Genomic DNA, 16,821 nt, shown 5'->3' with positions numbered 1-16,821 from the left:
CTTCGCCGTGAGCCTGCTACGCACCATGCCAGTCGAAGACGTGCTCAACCGCGGTCGGCAGGGCGGCCTGATCCGGCGCCTGTCCGGGGTGGACCTGGTCGGCATCGGCATCGGCATCATCATCGGGACCGGGGTGTTCACCCTCGCCGGCATCGAGGCCAAGGACCACGCCGGTCCGGCGGTCGTGCTCTCGTTCGTCATCGGCGGCGTGGTCGCGGCGCTGGCTGCCGTCTGCTACGCGGAGCTGACCTCCGCGGTGCCCACCGCGGGCAGCGCCTACACCTACGCCTACGCCACCATCGGCGAGGTGTTCGCCTGGATCATCGGGTGGGACCTGCTGCTGGAGTTCGCGCTCGGCGCGGCGGTGGTGTCGCGAAGCTGGTCGGGCTACGTCTCCAACCTGCTCGGGCTGCCGCCGGAGTACTTCGGCGAGGACGCGACGGTCAACGTCGGCGCGATGCTGATCATCGCGGTCCTGACCGTGGTCGCGGTCGCCGGCATCCGCGAGTCGGCCTGGGTCACCAACGCGCTGGTCGTGGTCAAGGTCTCGGTCTGCGTGCTGGTGGTCGTAGCCGGGCTGTTCTTCGTCCGCGGCGCCAACCTGGTGCCGTTCGTGCCGCCCGCGCAGCCCGCCGAGGAGGGCGCGAGCCTGCTGGAGCAACCGCTGGTCCAGGCGCTGCTGGGGATGGACCAGTCGGTCTACGGCTTCGGCGGGGTGCTCACCGCCGCCGCAATCGTCTTCTTCGCCTACACCGGGTTCGAGGCGCTGGCCAACCTGGGCGAGGAGACCAAGCGCCCCCGGCGCGACCTGCCGATCGGCCTGCTCGGGAGCCTGGCGATCTGCACCGTGCTGTACGTGGCGGTCGCGCTCGTGCTCAGCGCGATGGTCCCCTACCAGCAGATCGACGAGGGCGCCCCGCTGGCGGCGGCCTTCCAGTCGGTGGGCGTGCCGTGGGTCGCCGGCCTCATCTCGCTGGGCGCCGTCACCGGCCTGACCTCGGTGATGATGGTCGAGCTGGTCACCATCGGGCGCATCGGCTTCGCGATGAGCCGGGACGGCCTGCTGCCGCGCAAGCTCTCCCAGGTCCACCCGCGCTGGGGCACGCCGCACCGGATGACCATCGGCGGGGCGCTGGTGATCATGCTGCTGGCCGGCTTCGTGCCGATCTCCGAGCTCGCCGACATGGTCAGCATCGGGGCGCTGTCCGGGTTCGTGATCGTCACCCTGGCCGTGCCGGTTCTGCGCAGGCGCAGGCCGGACCTGGAGCGGCCGTTCCGGGTGCCCTTCTCGCCGTGGCTGCCGATCCTGGCCGCGGTGGCGTGCCTCTACCTGATGTCGAACCTCGACGTCATCACCTGGCTGCGCTTCGGCGCCTGGCTGGTGCTGGGCATGGCGATCTACCTGCTCTACGGCCGCCGCCACTCCGGGCTGGCCACCGCCGCGCGGAAGTGACGGTCAGCGCGCGCGGCGCATGACGACCAGCCGCTCGGCGATGCCGAGGACGAGCGCGGCGGCCACGAAGCAGACCGAGACGACCAGCCCGCTGGAGATCGCCTCGTCGTAGCCGCCGCTCTCCAGGGCTCCGAAGAACAGACCCGAGGCGGTCGCGGTGCCCAGTGCGGTGCCGATGCGCTGGGCGGTCTGCTGCACACCGGCGGCGGTGCCCCCTTGGGCGGTGTCGACCTCGCTGAGCGTGACGGTCTGGTTCGGCGAGATCACCATGCCGCTGCCCACACCGGCGACCAGCAGCGGCAACGCGCTCACCAGCCCGGCCAGCCGCCCGAAGTGCATGCCCAGCAACACGTCGGTGGCCAGCAACCCGGCCAGGGCTCCGACCAGGCCGATGAGCACGAGCGTGCGGCCCATGCGGTAGACGATGCGCCCGCTGACCGCCGACGACACCGCCGAGCCCACCGCGAACGGCGTCATCGCAAGACCCGCCTCCAGCGGCGAGTAGCCGAGCCCGCGCTGGAAGTACACCGCGAGCACGAAGAAGATGCTGGTGAAACCGCCGAAGTAGAGCAGCCCCAGCATGGTGCCGAACGAGTAGCTGCCGATCCGGAGCAGCCGCAGGTCGACCAGCGGCGCGTGCCCGCGCATCCGGCACCAGTGCTCCCACGCCACGAACAACGCCAGCAGCACCGGGGCGGCGGCCAGCAGGTACCACGGCGACTCCGAGTGCTCCACCAATGGCAGCAGCAGGCACAGCAGGCCGGCACCGAGGAGCACCACGCCCACCAGGTCGAGGTTGTGCGGGCGCTCGGCGCGGCCGTCGCGCGGCAGCACCCGCAGCGCGTACACCAGCGCGATCGCCCCGATCGGCAGGTTCACGAAGAAGACCCAGCGCCAGCCGTTCTCGTTGCCCGCGAACTGCAGGATCACCCCGCCCAGCAGCGGGCCGATCGCGGTGGACAGGCCGACCACGGCGCCGAACAGGCCGAACGCCCGCCCCCGGTCCCTGCCGTGGAAGAGCTGCTGCATCAGCCCCAAGACCTGCGGGTTGAGCATGCCGGCCGCCGCGCCCTGCAGCAGCCGGGCGATGACCAGCCACAGCGCGTTCTGCGCGAACCCGGCCAGCGCGCTGGCCACGGTGAAGGCCAGCAGCGCGATGACGAACATTCGGCCCCGCCCGCGGTCGTCGCCGAGCCGTCCGGCCGGTACCAGCACGAGGCCGAAGGTCAGCGCGTAACCGGAGACGATCCAGGCCAGCGCGATCGGCGGTGCGTCGAGTCCCTGCTGCATCGACGGCAGGGCGACGTTGACGATGCTGACGTCGAGCAACGTCATGAAGCCCGCGACCAGGCAGATCGCCAGGGCGTGCCACCTGCGGTCACGCGCCTGCGCGGTCACCGCGCCGGCCGCTCCGGTCTCCGCCACGTCCGCTCCCGTGTCCTCGCAGTTCGCCGCGCCAAGCTCAGCACGGCTGTTCTAGGCTCGCATGACTGCGATGGTCACCGGCGCCCGCCCGCGCGTTGCGAACCGACTGACTTATCAGTTCATAGCGGGCCGTCGACCGCACGCCTCCAGTCCTCGATAGACAGACCAACTCCACTGTTCAGGGCAAGTATGTATCTGAACTTTCGATCGTGATACCGATCGCAACCAAATGGTCATATTGCGATTCTCGCAATGCGCTGCTAGCGTTGCGCCCGTGCAGGACACGACGGCGGAGCTACGCCAGCGGGTGCGGGACGTGTCGCGCCGGTACCCGGGGAGCCAACGCGCCTTCGCCGAGCAGATCGGCCTGGACGCCACCAAGCTCTCCAAGTCGCTGACCGGGACCAGGCGCTTCACCCCGGCCGAGCTGACCAGGATCGCCGAGGTCACCGGCGTCACGGTGAACTGGCTGATCAACGGCGGCGACGACGCGGAGACCGCGGTGGCCGTGCCCCGCCGCTCGGCGCGCTCCGAGCAGGGGCCCGGAGGCTCCGGCGACGCCGGTCGCTACCAGCAGATCCTCGACGCCGCGTGGCACCTGATCGCCGAGCGCGGCTACCACTCGGTGCGGGTCTCCGACGTCGCCCAGGCGTGCGGGACCAGCGCGGCGACCATCCACTACTACTTCCCCGGCAGGCGGGACCTGCTCATCGAGACGCTGCGCTACTCGGTGAAGCTGGCCTTCGACCGCCAGGTCGCCGAACTGCACAGCATCTCCGACGCCCACGAGCGGCTGCTCCGGCTGGTGGAGCTGCAGCTGCCCACCGAGGGGCTGCTCAGGTCGGAGTGGTCGATCTGGCTGCAGGTCTGGAACGAGAGTGCGCTCGACCCGGACCTGCAGGTGCTGCACAGCGACTCCTACACCCGCTGGCACGACACCATCGCCCGCACCATCCGGGAGGGCCAGCAGCAGGGCGTGTTCACCGACCGGGACGCCGAGGAGCTGACGGTCACACTGACCGCGCTCATCGACGGCCTGGGCGTCCAGGTGCTCGCCGGCAGGCCGGGCCGCACGGTGCGGCGGATGCGCCAGGTGCTCCGCGACTTCGTCGAGCGCGAGATCGCGCGGCACTGACCGCCAACGCCCCCAACCACCCACATCGGACCGCGAAGCACCGGCACGTCCCGGTGCCGACGAGGAGTACCCGCATGAACAACGAAGTGATCATCACCGCTGCCCTGACCGGCGCCGGCGACACCGTCGGCAAGAGCGAGCACGTGCCGGTCACCCCCGAGCAGATCGCGGCCTCCGCGGTCGACGCCGCCAACGCGGGCGCCGCCGTCGTGCACATCCACGTGCGCAACGTCGAGACCGGCCAGGGCTCCCGCGAGGTCTCGCTGTACCGCGAGGTCGTCGAGCGGATCAAGGAGACCGGGGTGGACGTGGTCATCAACCTCACCGCGGGCATGGGCGGTGACCTGGTCATCGACCAGGAGGACCCGCTCAAGCCGGTGGACGGCACCGACCTGGTCAACGGCCTGGACCGGCTGCCCCACGTCGAGGAGCTGCTGCCCGACATCTGCACGATGGACTGCGGCTCGCTGAACTTCGGCGAGGGCAGCCAGCTCTACATCAGCACCCCGGACATGCTGCGCGCGGGCGCCAAGCGCATCCAGGAGCTCGGCGTGAAGCCCGAGATGGAGATCTTCGACACCGGTCAGCTGTGGTTCGCCACCAAGCTGATCGAGGAGGGCCTCATCGACGCGCCGCCGCTCTTCCAGCTCTGCATGGGAATTCCCTACGGCGCACCGGCGGACCCCGGCGTGCTGCAGGCGATGGTGAACATGCTGCCCGAGGGTGCCAACTGGGCGAGCTTCGCCATCGGCCGCAACCAGATGCCGTGGGTGGCGCAGTCCGCCCTGCTCGGCGGGCAGGTCCGGGTCGGGCTGGAGGACAACCTGTACCTGAGCAAGGGCGTCAAGGCCACCAACGCCCAGCTCGTCGAGCGCGCCGTCACGCTGCTGGAGGCCATGGGCTCGCGCATCGCCACCCCGGACCAGGCGCGCGCCAAGCTCGGCCTGAGGAAGCGCTGAGTCCCACCCGCCCCCGCTCAGCGCCGAGGCGCCGGGCCCGCAACGACTTCCGAAAGGCCGACAGTTGAACCACAACACCGCCTCCCCCGCCGACGTACGCCGTGTCGCCTGCATCGGCGCCGGGGTCATCGGTGGCGGCTGGGTCGCGCACTTCCTGGCGCGCGGCTACCACGTCACCGCGTGGGACCCCGCCGCCGACGCCGAGGCCAAGCTGCGCAGGCTCGTCGACGCGGCGTGGCCCGCGCTCACCGAGCTCGGGCTCGCCGACGGCGCGTCCCGCGACAACCTGACGATCGCCCCGACGCTGGAGGCCGCGGTCTCCGGCGCCGAGTTCGTGCAGGAGAGCGCGCCCGAGGACCTGGCGCTCAAGCGGGACCTGCTGGCCCGCATCGACGCGGCCACCCCGGCCGGCGTCGTCATCTCGTCGTCGACCTCCGGCTACGGGATGACCGAGATGCAGGCGGACTGCCCGGCACCGCAGCGCCTGGTGGTCGGCCACCCGTTCAACCCGCCGTACCTCATCCCGCTGGTGGAGGTCGTCGGCGGCGAGCGGACCGAGCGCTGGGCCGTCGAGTGGGCCTCGGAGTTCTTCGAGGTCGCGGGCAAGTCGGTGATCACGATGGACCGCGAGGTGCCCGGCTTCATCGCCAACCGCCTGCAGGAGGCGATCTGGCGGGAGGCGCTGCACATGGTCGCCAACGGGGAGGCGACCGTCGAGCAGATCGACGCCTCGATCACCGAGGGACCCGGGCTCCGGTGGCCGCTGCTGGGTCCGTGCCTGACCTTCCACCTCGCCGGCGGCGAGGGCGGGATGGCCCACATGCTCGACCACTTCGGTCCGTCGCTGAAGTCACCGTGGACCCGGCTGGAGGCCCCGGAGCTGACCGAGGAGCTGCGGGACCGGATGGTCAAGGGCTGCGAGGATGCCGCGGACGGCCGCAGCATCGCCGAGCTGGTCGCCGAGCGCGACCGCGCCGTGATCGCGGTCATGCGGGCGGTCGAGAACGTGCGGAAGGGCGGGTCATGAGGGGACTGAAGAAGTTCCGGCAGCGCGTCCGCCCGGAGTGGATCGACTACAACGGCCACCTCAGCGAGGCCTACTACGTCCTGGTGTTCGGGTTCGCCACCGACGCGGTGATGGAACAGATCGGGCTCGACGAGACCTACCGCACCGAGACGGGGTGCTCCCTCTACACCGTCGAGGCGCACGTCCGGTACCTGCGCGAGGTGCCACCCGAGTCCGACCTGGTGGTCACCACGCGGATCGTCGGCGGCGGCGCGAAGAAGCTGCGTCTGTGCCACGAGATGGTCGTGGACGGCGTGCTGGTGGCGACCGAGGAGATCCTCGCGCTGCACGTCGACAGCGCGCGGGGACGGTCGGCATCGTTCCCCGATAAGGTCGCCGCGCGCATCGCGGAGCTGGCCGAGGAGCCGCCGGAGTACGCGGGCCGGGCGATCGGCTGAGCGGCGCCGACTTGGTCGCGGTCGGCTCTCGGACCGGGCGCCGGATCTCTCCCGGTGGTCGCGGTCACCGCGCCGACCGCGACCACCGGGACCGCGAGAACCGGTCCCCCACCGCGCACACGACGACCACGACAGCGCACGACCCGCAGAGCGCGGCGAGCAACCTCGCCTCCGGGTAGCCACCGGTGACGGCGAAACCGGCGTAGCCGCCCACCGCCGCCAGCACGACGGCGAGCACCAGCTCCCGGATGAGCCCGCGGTCGCCGGAACCGCGCGTCGCGACCCGAACGCCCGAGAAAACCGCCACAGCGCAGATCAGCGTTCCCGCGGCGGCGGCGAGCACGGGCAGTCCGAAGTTCAGGCTGTAGCGGATCGGCAGGGCCGGCACCGCGAAGAGCACCAGGAACCACCCGAGCGATGCGGCGACCGCCGCGATGCGCGGTCCGGCCCCGCGGTCGGGAACCCTGTGCGCCGCGATCCTCGCGAGCACCAGCACTGCCGCGGCGACGGCCATGCCCGGTGCCTGCTCCCCGAGGTGCCCCAGGTTGTAGAGCAGCGCGGTGTCGTAGACCGCCAGCACCAGGTAGCCCGCCGCCGCGGCCGACACGACGAAGCTCACCAGGCCCGTCACCGACTCCTCGGCGCGAATCCGCCCTGCCCGGAGGTGGGCGACGGCGATCGGCACGATGAGGCCCGACACGGCGCGGAGCACGATGTCGTCCGCGGTGTAGGGGTTGTGCAGCGACCATTCGACCAGGCAGAAAGTGATCGTCCAGGACGCCGAGAGCGCCCACACCTGCCTCGCCGCGCGGCCGAAGACGTCCGCGCCGAACCACCGGCACACCGTCAGGTAAGCCAGCACGACCAGCGGCAGCTCCAGCAGGGCCTGCACGCGGAGCACGCTCCACGACAGCAGGTCGGGCCGCGGGAACCGCTCCGCGAGCCACCGGATCGGACCGCTGTCGTCGGCCAGCGCCAACCATCCCGCGGGCAGGTACCGCGCGACGAACCCCGCGTCGCCGTCCCACACCCGCAGTACATGAACGGTGAACAGGACCTGGTTGAGGTAGACGGCGGCGACCACGAGCAGCAACCAGGCACCGGGGTTGCGCCAGCCCGACCCGCGCTGCTGGCCCGCGGTTCCCCGGCGTGCGAGCAGCAGACCTGCCAGCGTCGCGGAGACGACGAGGCCGCCAAGCACGAACCTCATACTCACCCCAGCTCAGTGCTCCACCCGATCCGCCGAGGACTGCCGCCCGGGAACATCGCCCGCGGTCCTTGAGGCAGCCCGTCCTCATCGGTAGCTTGCCACCAACCCCCGCGGAGGTGATCAAGTGACGCAAGATCCCCAGGCCGCCGACGAGGTGCTGGCGGAGGTGCGCGACGACGGCGTGCTCCTGCTGACGCTCAACCGGCCCGACCGGCTCAACGCGTGGACCCGGACCATGCAGCGGCGCTACTTCGACCTGCTGGAGGAAGCCGACCGGGACCCGCGGGTCCGCGCCGTCGTCGTGACCGGCGCCGGACGCGGCTTCTGCGCGGGCGCCGACATGGCCGCGCTCTCCGAACTCGGCCCCGAGGACTTCGACTCCGACGAGCGCCCGCTGTCGCTGGCGACCCGCTTGCGCAAGCCGGTCATCGCCGCGATCAACGGCCCCGTCGCGGGTGTCGGCCTGGTGGTCGCGCTGTTCACCGACGTCCGCTTCGCCGCGTCCGAGGCCAAGTTCACCACCGCGTTCAGCAAGCGCGGACTCATCGCCGAGTACGGCATCGCGTGGCTGCTGCCCAAGCTCGTCGGCGTCGGCAAGGCGCTCGACCTGCTGCTGTCGGCGCGGACCCTGCTGGGCACCGAGGCCAGCGAGCTCGGCCTGGTCGATCGCGTCGTGCCGGGCGACCAGGTGCTCGGCAGCGCCCTCGCCTACGCCCGCACCCTGGCCACCGAGTGCTCCCCCGCGTCGATGGCCGAGATCAAGCAGCAGGTCTACACCGGCCTGGACAGCGGCCTGGAGACCGCGACCGCAGACGCCGCCGAACGCATGATCGCGGCGTTCCGCCGTCCGGACGTCAAGGAGGGCATCCACAGCTACCTCGAACGCCGCGCCCCGCGCTTCCCGCCCCTGGACGGATCACCGGACGCGTAGCGGCGCCGGAGTCGATACGGTGGCAGTCGGCCGGCCAGTACCCGATCGTGGAGGAAGCATGGATCCCGAGACCCCCGAAGCCGACGCCGCCGAGCAGGCGCGCGAGACCATCGTCCCGGCCGAGGACGAGGAGACCGAACTGGCCGGTGAGCTGTCGCCGGAGGTCGATCCGGCCGACCTCGCCGAGCAGAACCGCCCCGTGCCCGCCGACGACGACGGCTACGAGGAGCTCTGATCACTCCGGGGGCAGGACCCGGCCGGGGTTGAGGATGCCGCGCGGATCCAGCGTCCGCTTGATCGCGCGCTGCACCCACAGCGCCGCCGGGTCCAGTTCCCTGCCGAGCCAGTGGCGCTTGAGGTGGCCGACGCCGTGCTCACCGGTGATGGTGCCGCCCAGTTCCAGGCCCAGCGCCATGATCGCGTCGAACGCCTGCTCGGCGCGGACGGTCTGGTCGGCGTCGTCGGCGTCGAACACAACCACCGGGTGCATGTTGCCATCCCCGGCGTGACCCGCGCACAGGACCTGCACCCGGTACTGCTCGGCCAGCCGGTGCAGCCCCTCGACCAGGTCGACCAGGTGCCTGCGGGGCACGCACACGTCGTCGATGAGCTGCGATCCGAGGTGCTCGTGGGCGTCGCCGACCAGCCGCCTGGCCTGCATCAGCATCTCGCCCTCGGCCGGGTCATCGGCGACCACGACGTCGGAGGCGCCGAAGCCGCGCGCCACCCGTTCGAACGCCTCGAGATCGGCCCTGGCCGACTCGCCGCTGTCGGACTGCACGATGAGCATCGACCCCATGTCGGCGGGAAAGCCCAGGTCGGCGATGCGCGAGACGGCGTCCACAGTGGGCCGGTCCATGAACTCCAGCACCGACGGCCGGTGGCCCTCGCCGAGGTAGCCCGCCACCGTCCGGCAGGCGTCGGCGATGGCCGGGAAGAACGCGACGGCGGTCAGCGGGCGCGCCGACGCCGGCCTCAGCGCCACGGTGATCTCGGTGATGACCCCGAGCGTGCCCTCCGAGCCCACCATCAGGCTCGTCAGGTCGTAGCCCGCGACGCCCTTGGCGGTGCTGCGCCCGGTGCGCATCACCCGGCCGTCGGCGAGCACCACCTCGAGACCGCGCACGAAGTCGCCGGTCACGCCGTACTTGACGCAGCACATGCCGCCCGCGTTGGTGGCCACGTTGCCGCCGATGGTGGAGATGCCGCGCGAGCCCGGGTCCGGCGGGTAGAACAGCCCCTGCTCGGCCACCGCAGCGGCCAGCACGCCGTTGACCACGCCCGGCTGCACCACAGCGACCTGCTCACTTGCGTCGACCTGCAGGATGCGGTCCATCCTCTCCAGCGACAGCAGCACGCAGCCGTCGGAGGCGTTGGCCGCACCGGACAGCCCGGAACGGGCACCCTGCGGGACCACCCGCACCCGGTTCTCGTGCGCCCACCGCAGCGTCGTGGCCACGTCGCCGGTCGAGCGAGCGCGGACCAGCACCGACGGTGTCCCGGACGGGCAGAACGTCGCCCGGTCCCGGCGGTGGGCCTCCAGCACGTCGGGGTCGACGATCACGCTGCCCGGGGACAGCATCGCTTCCAGCGGGTGCGCGGTGTCCGTGGTGGTCATCGGTCGGGGTTCTCCGGCTTCCCTCAGACGGTGGTTTGGTAGAACCTATCCCGTCAGGTCGCGTTTTCATACCCTCAGCAGGGCTCAGGAAGTCCGCTGCGCTCCCGCGTGCCGGACCTGCGGAGCCTTCGGCCTCAACCCGCGAGCCACCTGTGAAAACGGGCCTTTACCGGAATCGATTGCACGTTTCAAGGAAAGCGGCCGATCGGTCGCGACACACGCGGCCAACCCCGAATCAAGACCATTGCGATTCACTCGCACATGAGGTAAGAGCCCCCGACTCGGGGCCTCGCGGACACCACCGGATACGCGCTGCGACCGCAACCCGATATCTAGCGTCCCGACATCCGCCGTTCAACTCGCACCGCGGCTCCGATCCGCCGAGCGAGAACCGAATTGTCCGCTCCCGGAGATGCGAGAAATGTTTCGTTGCGGTGACCAACCACCATTCCGATTGCGCGCAACGGGTGAATCCGGCGGTCAGCCCGGCCACAACCCGCACAACGACGCGAATCCCTCCCGCCAGCTCGGCCACGCCGGACGCCACCCCAGCGTCTCCCGCAGCCGGAAGTTGGTCGCGCCGCGCTGCTCGGTGAGCTGGTGCACGGTGAGCCAGTCGAGCTGCGTGCGGGCCTGGTCCCGGGTCAGCGACACCGGCGCCGGACCGCCCACGATCCGGGCGTAGGCGGGAAGCCACTCCATGCTCTCGGCGGGTTCGTTGTCGACCACGTTGTAGGCACCGGGATCACCGCCGGCGAGCATCTCGAGCACTACGCCGGCCGCGTCCTCGGTGTGGGTGAACGATGTCAGTCCCACACCGTCGTCGACCAGCGGCAACGCGCTGCCGCGCACCTTCTCGTGGATGACGCCGCCCGGCGCGTACCAGGTGCGGGGACCGTAGAGCGCGCCGTAGCGCAGGGCGACGCCCTCGATGCTCGGGCAGGTCAGCACCGCCTCCTCCATCGCCGCGACCGCGCGGACCGCCTCCCCCCAGCGGCCGGGCGCCTCCGTCCACAGCGGAGCCTCCTCGTCCAGCACGTCGTGGCCGTGCGGGCAGTAGGCGGCGGCCATGCTCTGGATGATGATGCGCCGCGCACCCGCGGAAACGGCCGCGCTGACGAGGTTGCGGGTCCCGGTGTCGCGCAGCCGGGAGGTGCGGTGCAGCGCCACGTCGAAGTCGGGGTGGCGGAACGCCGTCACCTGGCAGACCACCACGTCCGGGGCGGATTCCTGCACCACCCGCCGCAATCGCCGGGGGTCCATCATGTCGGCCACCGCGACCGCGTCGACCAGGTCGCCGCCCTCCAGCCTGCCCGCCTGGCGGACCAGTGCGGTCACGTGGTGACCGCGCTCCCGCAACCGCGGCAGCAGCGCTCTTCCCACGACACCGGTGGCACCGGCCACGAACACACGCAGGGGCACAGGAACCTCGGACATCGGAGCGAACAACGGCAACCAGCAAGACTACCGGCGCCACGCGCACCACATCGGGTGAACTTCGGAGGTCGCGCGAGTCTCCGTCGCGGCACCGCGGCACGACTGGTCCACGGGGCCCGGTCCGAGTAGGACACCGGCCCTGGCCTGGGCGGGAGCCGGGCTCCGCTCCCGGGGACCAGCACGACGGCAGGCCCGCACCGTCGTGCGGTGCGGGCCTGCCGGACTGTCTCAGGCGATCTCAGATCGTGCGGATCTGCGCGGCCTGCGGCCCCTTCGGGCCCTGGGCGATCTCGAACTCCACCCGCTGGTTCTCGTCCAGCGTGCGGAAACCGGAGGCGTCAATCGCCGAGTAGTGGGCGAACACGTCGGCGCCTCCCCCGTCCGGGGTGATGAAGCCGAATCCCTTTTCAGCGTTGAACCACTTGACGGTACCGGTAGCCATTCTCTGTCTCCTACTTCTAATGGCCAGGGCCAACACTTCGTAGACCCCAAGTCGCCGAGATGATCACCCGGGCCGAAACGGCCTCCGGCACAACAAAATGCCTGCGTCACATCGTTTCGCAGGCACTTTCGAGTACTTCTGGGAACCAAAACTGCAACTGCGACCACGCTAGCACTCCGGACGCGGGTTGTCACACACTCATCACCCGAAGTCGTGGCCGCCGCGCCGGGTTGTAACGCGCGGGCAATTCCGGCCGACTTCCCCTGGAAGTGCAACGGGTGCGCCCGACCGGCACCAGGCCGGCCGGGCGCACCCGTGAGCATCCGCAGCCCGCGGCGCGCTGGCCGGTCAGGGGATGCTGACCAGCAGCCGCCCCTCGGCCTCGGCGACCCGGTTCTGCTCGGTCTGCCAGTCGGCCAGCTGCAGCGCCGCGATCCGCGGGGTGGTGCCGTCGGCGTCCCAGGCCGCCAGCAGCGGCGGGATCTTGGCCAGCATCTCCTCGCGCAGCACGCTGAACGACAGCACCGGGTCGGCGTCGACCCTGCCCAGCAGCAGCCACCAGGCCCAGGCGACCGCCCCGGAGTTGGCCACGAAGTCCGGGATCACCGGGATGCCCCGGGCCGCCAGCAGCTCCTCGGCCTCCGCCGTCACCGGCGTGTTGGCCGCCTCGATGATCACCTTCGCCGAGATTTCGGGCACCTGGCGCGGCGTGATCGCGTACGACACCGCCGCGGGGATCAGCACGTCGACGTCGGCGGTCAGGACCGCCTCGCGGGGCAGCCGCCGCACGTCCGCGGGGACCTGGTCGCGGTCGATCTCGCCGAAGCGGTCGCGCATCTCCAGCAGCGCCGGGATGTCCAGGCCGTCCGGGTGGTAGAGCGCGCCCACGGCGTCGGCGACCGCGACGACCTTCAGGCCCGCCTCGTGCAGGTACCAGGCGGCGCCGCCGCCCATCGTGCCCACGCCCTGCACCGCGACGGTGGTCTGGGAGTTGTCCCAGCCCCGGGCCTGCACGACGCCCAGGCAGCTCTGCGCCACGCCGTACCCGCCGACGACGTCGCCCAGCAGCAGCCCGCCCGGCACCGGGGCGTTGAGCCCGGCGCGGATCCGGCGCAGGGTGTGCCCGACGTCGGGGGCCCGGCGGATGGCGGCGTGGTAGGACTGCTGCAGCCCCACCTCGGCGAAGACGTCGTCGATGAGGTGCTGCGGAACTCCGAGGTCCTCGGCGGTGACCCAGTGCGCGTCGATCCACGGCCGCATCGCCTCGACGAACCGGCGCAGCACGCCGCGAGCTTCGGGATCCTTGGGGTCGCAGTCGATGCCGCCCTTGGCGCCACCGACCGGCAGGTTGAACACCGCCGTCTTGCGGGCCATGCCGCGCGCGAGGTCCTCGACCTCCGACATCGTGCAGCCGGCGCGCATCCGGGTCCCGCCGGTGGCAAGACCGGACACCAGGCTGTGCACGACCAGGAATCCGTTTTTGCCCGTCACCGGGTCGGTCCACGTCACCTTCATCAGCGGGGCGCAGTCGACGAGTGCCACCAGCCGAACCTCCTCTCAATTCGCAGTGCATGACGACGGGCACCGGGAGGTGCCCGCTCGGGTGCCGATCGATGGGGCGTGCCTTGAACCCGGCGGGAAGATCACCGCCGGTCACACGCGCTGCGCTGTGGGCCCTCGCCGCCCGGACGGGCGGCGGGCGTCACGAATGTCGCAGCCAGAGCGAGGAAGAAGACAACCAACGCACGGGACGCGGGTGGCCGTACTCGTTGAGCTGCATGGTCACCTCCGCGTCGGAGTTGGCGATGTGACGAAGCTAAACCCCGGCTGGATTTATTGTCAACAATCGTGCTATCCGACATTCGAAGCGTCATGAGGAATTCACAGCCGCAAGCCTTTCTCCTTCCGCCAACAGCGCTTTGACCTGCGGTTTCACCATGGTGGAGCACTGCGGCAACTGGCCATGACACGTCACTCGGAAGGGGGCTTAAGCTTCTGCACGCGGCGGTGGCCGGGCCCGCTACGGCACGGGATCGGCCGATCCGGCGAACCGGCGCCGCACGCCCGGACCGCCCGCGCGGACGGCAGAACCGGACTTGCGTGAAACGGCTCCCGCGGTCGGAGCCGCACTGGGAGGATGCAGGCATGAGCCAACCGGGACCAAACAACCCGCCGGGTGCACTGGACGAGGCGGCGCAGCAGCAGCTCATCCAGGAGATCGGCCGGGTGATCGTGCGCGCTCTCCCGCCGGGCTGGCAGGAGGCCACCGTCGAGTACCGCGCGATCGGTCCGCACAGCGAACTCGTGGCGCAACTGCTGGCGCCCAACGGCACCGTCGTGCCGATCGCGGCCCCCGCGGACGCCACCGAACCCTTCACCCGGTTGCGCCACGGCATGTACCGGCCCGAGCGCGGCACCTGGATCAGCGCGCTGTACCGGCTGCAGCGGCCGGGCAGCTACAGCGTCGACTTCAACGGTGACTTCGAGCCGGCCTGGCGCGCCGCGCCGGACGGCGAGGCCCATGCCGAGGAACTGCGGCAGTACCCCAGGGCCGCGGCCAACATCCCGGCCTGGCTGGCCCGGGCGGCAGGCGCTCCCGCCGCAGACCCCGCCCTGCGCACCGCGGAGGTTTTCGACAGCAACGGCCGTCCGATCACAGAGCGGCCCTCGGTCGGCCCGGAGGACCACGAACAGGTGCTGGCCTACCTCGAGCGCGCGCCGATCGTGCTGGCCGCCCGCAGCTACGACGCCGACAAGCTCGACCCGGAGCGCGGCCCCGCCGTCCCGCTGACCTTCCACACCGACGGGCGCTGGATCTGGCCCGGCGCGGCCGGCTACTACCTGCGCGCGCACGGCGTCGCCCCCGAGCCGGACCTGCTCGCCCACATCCGCGGCGCCGGCTTCCGGCTGCCCGAGGTCGACGAGCGGACGCGCGAGATGGCGGTCGCGCTGATCACCGGCGAGGCCCAGGGCTGATCCGCCGGTCCGCACCGGCTGCGGCTGCCACAATGACCGCGGACGTGGGAGACGGACATGCGCAACAGTCCATCGCGAAGTGGTGACGGCGGGCCCGCGGAGCTGGCCTTCGTGGGCGGTCCGGTGGCCACAATGGACTCCGCCCGGTCCGGCACCGACGCGGTCGCGGTGCGCGGCGGACGGATCGTGGCGCTCGGTGGGCCGGACGTGCGCGCCCGGATCGCGACTTCCACCGAGGTCGTGGACCTGCGCGGGCGGCTGCTGCTGCCGGGGTTCCACGACGCGCACGTGCACCCCGTCTACGGCGGGCTCCAGCGGTTGCGCTGCGACCTGACCGATAGTGCCGACGCGCAGGACTGCTTGCGGCGGATCGGCGAATACGCGCGGTCGCGCCCCGACACCGAGTGGGTGCTGGGCGGCGGCTGGGACATGGGGCAGTTCCCCGGCGGCACGCCCTCGCGCGAGGCGCTCGACGCGGTGACCGGAGATCGTCCGGCGTACCTGGTCAACCGCGACCACCACGGAGCCTGGGTGAACAGCGCGGCGCTGCGGCTGGCCGGCGTCGACCGCGACACGCCGGATCCGCGGGACGGCCGGGTGGAACGCGACCGCGACGGCGGTCCGGCCGGTACGTTGCACGAAGGTGCCACGGCGCTGGTCTCCCGCGTCGTGCCCGCGACCACCGAGCAGCAGTACCGGGAGGGGTTGCTCGAAGGGCAGCGGGTGCTGCACTCGCTCGGCGTGACGAGCTGGCACGACGCCATCATCGGCCCCTACCTCGGCTATGCCGACACGCTCGGGACCTACGTGGACCTGGACCGGCGGGGGCTGCTCACCGCCCGCGTCCGCGGCGCGCTGTGGTGGGACCGCGATCGCGACGAGTCGCAGATCCCCGAACTGCTCGCGCGGCGGGAGCAGGCACGCGGCGAGCGCTTCCGGGCCGAGGCGGTCAAGATCATGCAGGACGGTGTCTGCGAGAACCTGACCGCCGCGATGCTGCTGCCCTACGTCGGCGGCCACGGCAGCGGACTGTCCTACCTGACGCAGGACGCGCTGTCGCGCGCAGTGCGGCTGCTCGACGCCGAGGGTTTCCAGCTGCACTTCCACGCGGTCGGCGACCGGGCCATCCGCGACACGCTGGACGCGGTGGAGGCGGCGCGTGCCGTCAACGGCATGAACGACCTGCGCCACCAGATCGCGCACGTGCAAGTGGTGCAGCCCAGCGACGTGCCGCGCTTCCACGAGCTCGGCGTGGCCGCCACGATCCAGGCGATGTGGGCGGTCAACGACGCGGCGATGACCGAGCTGACAGTGCCGCACCTGGGGCACCGCCGGGCGGGATGGCAGTACCCGTTCCGGTCGCTGCGCGCCGCGGGCGCCGTGCTCGCCGCGGGCAGCGACTGGCCGGTGTCGGACGCTTCTCCCATGCGGGCGGTGCACGTCGCGGTCAACCGCCGCGAGCCCGGCGACGACGACCCCTTCCTGCCCGCACAGGGGCTGGACCTGGTCGACGCGCTGGCCGCCTACACCGCGGGAAGCGCGTGGGTGAACCACGTCGAGCACGAGGTCGGCACGATCGAGCTCGGCAAGGCGGCGGATCTGGTGGTGCTCGAGGACGACCCGTTCTCCCTGCCCGCCGACGAGATCGGGCTGTGCGGCGTCGACATGACCGTTGTGGACGGTCGCATCGTCTGAGCGCTCGTCTTCGATCTTCGAAGCGGCGCGGCCGCTTGTCCCGCTCGCCACCGGCACCGCCGCCTCCGCACCAGCC

The 16,821-nt window shown here is 71.4% G+C and carries 15 protein-coding genes; 9 read left to right on the top strand and 6 right to left on the bottom strand.

Translation table 11 applies throughout. The features are described from left to right. The first annotated feature begins 25 nt into the window (after positions 1-25). Positions 26-1,453, top strand: a complete 1,428-nt coding sequence (locus HUO13_RS19625) for an amino acid permease (RefSeq protein WP_249123875.1) — start codon at positions 26-28, stop codon at positions 1,451-1,453. Between the two features lie 3 nt (positions 1,454-1,456). Here the strand turns inward: HUO13_RS19625 and HUO13_RS19620 are convergent, their stop codons facing one another. Further along, a complete protein-coding gene (locus HUO13_RS19620) occupies positions 1,457-2,878 on the bottom strand; it encodes an MFS transporter (protein WP_211896586.1) in 1,422 nt (473 codons plus the stop codon). A gap of 274 nt (positions 2,879-3,152) precedes the next feature. Between HUO13_RS19620 and HUO13_RS19615 the strand changes: the two genes are divergently transcribed. The 4 genes from HUO13_RS19615 (at position 3,153) to HUO13_RS19600 (ending at position 6,436) form a co-directional block, all read left to right on the top strand. Continuing rightward, entirely contained in the window at positions 3,153-4,013 is an 861-nt protein-coding gene (locus HUO13_RS19615; protein WP_211896585.1) for a TetR/AcrR family transcriptional regulator, read from the top strand. A gap of 74 nt (positions 4,014-4,087) precedes the next feature. Continuing rightward, a complete protein-coding gene (locus HUO13_RS19610) occupies positions 4,088-4,972 on the top strand; it encodes a 3-keto-5-aminohexanoate cleavage protein (protein ID WP_211896584.1) in 885 nt (294 codons plus the stop codon). Positions 4,973-5,036: 64 nt separating this feature from the next. Continuing rightward, on the top strand, positions 5,037-5,999 hold the full coding sequence (locus tag HUO13_RS19605) for a 3-hydroxyacyl-CoA dehydrogenase NAD-binding domain-containing protein (protein ID WP_211896583.1): 963 nt from the start codon (positions 5,037-5,039) through the stop codon (positions 5,997-5,999). Further along, complete coding sequence (locus tag HUO13_RS19600; protein WP_211896582.1) at positions 5,996-6,436, top strand: thioesterase family protein; 441 nt, start codon at positions 5,996-5,998, stop codon at positions 6,434-6,436. Before HUO13_RS19605 ends, HUO13_RS19600 begins: the two co-directional genes overlap by 4 nt. 64 nt (positions 6,437-6,500) lie before the next feature. Here HUO13_RS19600 and HUO13_RS19595 read toward each other — a convergent pair whose 3' ends face one another. Further along, complete coding sequence (locus tag HUO13_RS19595) at positions 6,501-7,646, bottom strand: hypothetical protein (RefSeq protein WP_211896581.1); 1,146 nt, start codon at positions 7,644-7,646, stop codon at positions 6,501-6,503. A gap of 124 nt (positions 7,647-7,770) precedes the next feature. Here HUO13_RS19595 and HUO13_RS19590 point away from each other — a divergent pair, with 124 nt between their 5' ends. Together HUO13_RS19590 and HUO13_RS19585 are read left to right on the top strand one after the other, a co-directional pair. Further along, positions 7,771-8,577, top strand: a complete 807-nt coding sequence (locus HUO13_RS19590) for an enoyl-CoA hydratase-related protein (RefSeq protein ID WP_211896580.1) — start codon at positions 7,771-7,773, stop codon at positions 8,575-8,577. A gap of 58 nt (positions 8,578-8,635) precedes the next feature. Then, complete coding sequence (locus HUO13_RS19585) at positions 8,636-8,812, top strand: hypothetical protein (protein ID WP_211896579.1); 177 nt, start codon at positions 8,636-8,638, stop codon at positions 8,810-8,812. Here HUO13_RS19585 and HUO13_RS19580 read toward each other — a convergent pair whose 3' ends face one another. From HUO13_RS19580 to HUO13_RS19565, 4 genes are all read right to left on the bottom strand, one after another. Continuing rightward, positions 8,813-10,195, bottom strand: coding sequence for an FAD-binding oxidoreductase (locus HUO13_RS19580; protein WP_211896578.1), 1,383 nt, complete (start codon positions 10,193-10,195; stop codon positions 8,813-8,815). Between the two features lie 480 nt (positions 10,196-10,675). Next, positions 10,676-11,632: an NAD-dependent epimerase/dehydratase family protein gene (locus HUO13_RS19575; protein ID WP_249123874.1), complete on the bottom strand. Its 957-nt coding sequence runs from the start codon at positions 11,630-11,632 to the stop codon at positions 10,676-10,678. A 238-nt stretch (positions 11,633-11,870) separates the two neighbouring features. Further along, a complete protein-coding gene (locus HUO13_RS19570) occupies positions 11,871-12,074 on the bottom strand; it encodes a cold-shock protein (RefSeq protein ID WP_211896577.1) in 204 nt (67 codons plus the stop codon). 348 nt (positions 12,075-12,422) lie between these two features. Then, on the bottom strand, positions 12,423-13,589 hold the full coding sequence (locus tag HUO13_RS19565; protein WP_249125146.1) for a Glu/Leu/Phe/Val family dehydrogenase: 1,167 nt from the start codon (positions 13,587-13,589) through the stop codon (positions 12,423-12,425). Between the two features lie 630 nt (positions 13,590-14,219). Here HUO13_RS19565 and HUO13_RS19560 point away from each other — a divergent pair. Continuing rightward, the gene (locus HUO13_RS19560; RefSeq protein WP_211896575.1) at positions 14,220-15,050 is read left to right on the top strand and encodes a hypothetical protein; all 831 of its coding nucleotides are present in this window, start codon (positions 14,220-14,222) and stop codon (positions 15,048-15,050) included. A 57-nt stretch (positions 15,051-15,107) separates the two neighbouring features. Then, complete coding sequence (locus HUO13_RS19555; RefSeq protein WP_211896574.1) at positions 15,108-16,745, top strand: amidohydrolase; 1,638 nt, start codon at positions 15,108-15,110, stop codon at positions 16,743-16,745. Positions 16,746-16,821 lie beyond the last annotated feature (76 nt).

The sequence above is a fragment of the Saccharopolyspora erythraea genome (genome assembly GCF_018141105.1).
Classification (GTDB): Bacteria; Actinomycetota; Actinomycetes; order Mycobacteriales; family Pseudonocardiaceae; genus Saccharopolyspora_D; species Saccharopolyspora_D erythraea_A.
The sequence above is the reverse complement of the archived record's forward strand: the minus strand, read 5'-3'. Positions and strand labels throughout refer to the sequence as shown.

Bases quoted from the DNA above. Each gene is read 5' to 3' on its own strand.
- HUO13_RS19625 (WP_249123875.1), top strand. From the start codon at position 26: ATGCCAGTCGAAGACGTGCTCAACCGCGGTCGGCAGGGCGGCCTGATC.
- HUO13_RS19610 (WP_211896584.1), top strand. From the start codon at position 4,088: ATGAACAACGAAGTGATCATCACCGCTGCCCTGACCGGCGCCGGCGAC.
- HUO13_RS19600 (WP_211896582.1), top strand. From the start codon at position 5,996: ATGAGGGGACTGAAGAAGTTCCGGCAGCGCGTCCGCCCGGAGTGGATC.
- HUO13_RS19595 (WP_211896581.1), bottom strand. From the start codon at position 7,646: ATGAGGTTCGTGCTTGGCGGCCTCGTCGTCTCCGCGACGCTGGCAGGT.
- HUO13_RS19585 (WP_211896579.1), top strand. From the start codon at position 8,636: ATGGATCCCGAGACCCCCGAAGCCGACGCCGCCGAGCAGGCGCGCGAG.
- HUO13_RS19580 (WP_211896578.1), bottom strand. From the start codon at position 10,195: ATGACCACCACGGACACCGCGCACCCGCTGGAAGCGATGCTGTCCCCG.
- HUO13_RS19575 (WP_249123874.1), bottom strand. From the start codon at position 11,632: ATGTCCGAGGTTCCTGTGCCCCTGCGTGTGTTCGTGGCCGGTGCCACC.
- HUO13_RS19570 (WP_211896577.1), bottom strand. From the start codon at position 12,074: ATGGCTACCGGTACCGTCAAGTGGTTCAACGCTGAAAAGGGATTCGGC.
- HUO13_RS19565 (WP_249125146.1), bottom strand. From the start codon at position 13,589: ATGAAGGTGACGTGGACCGACCCGGTGACGGGCAAAAACGGATTCCTG.
- HUO13_RS19560 (WP_211896575.1), top strand. From the start codon at position 14,220: ATGAGCCAACCGGGACCAAACAACCCGCCGGGTGCACTGGACGAGGCG.
- HUO13_RS19555 (WP_211896574.1), top strand. From the start codon at position 15,108: ATGCGCAACAGTCCATCGCGAAGTGGTGACGGCGGGCCCGCGGAGCTG.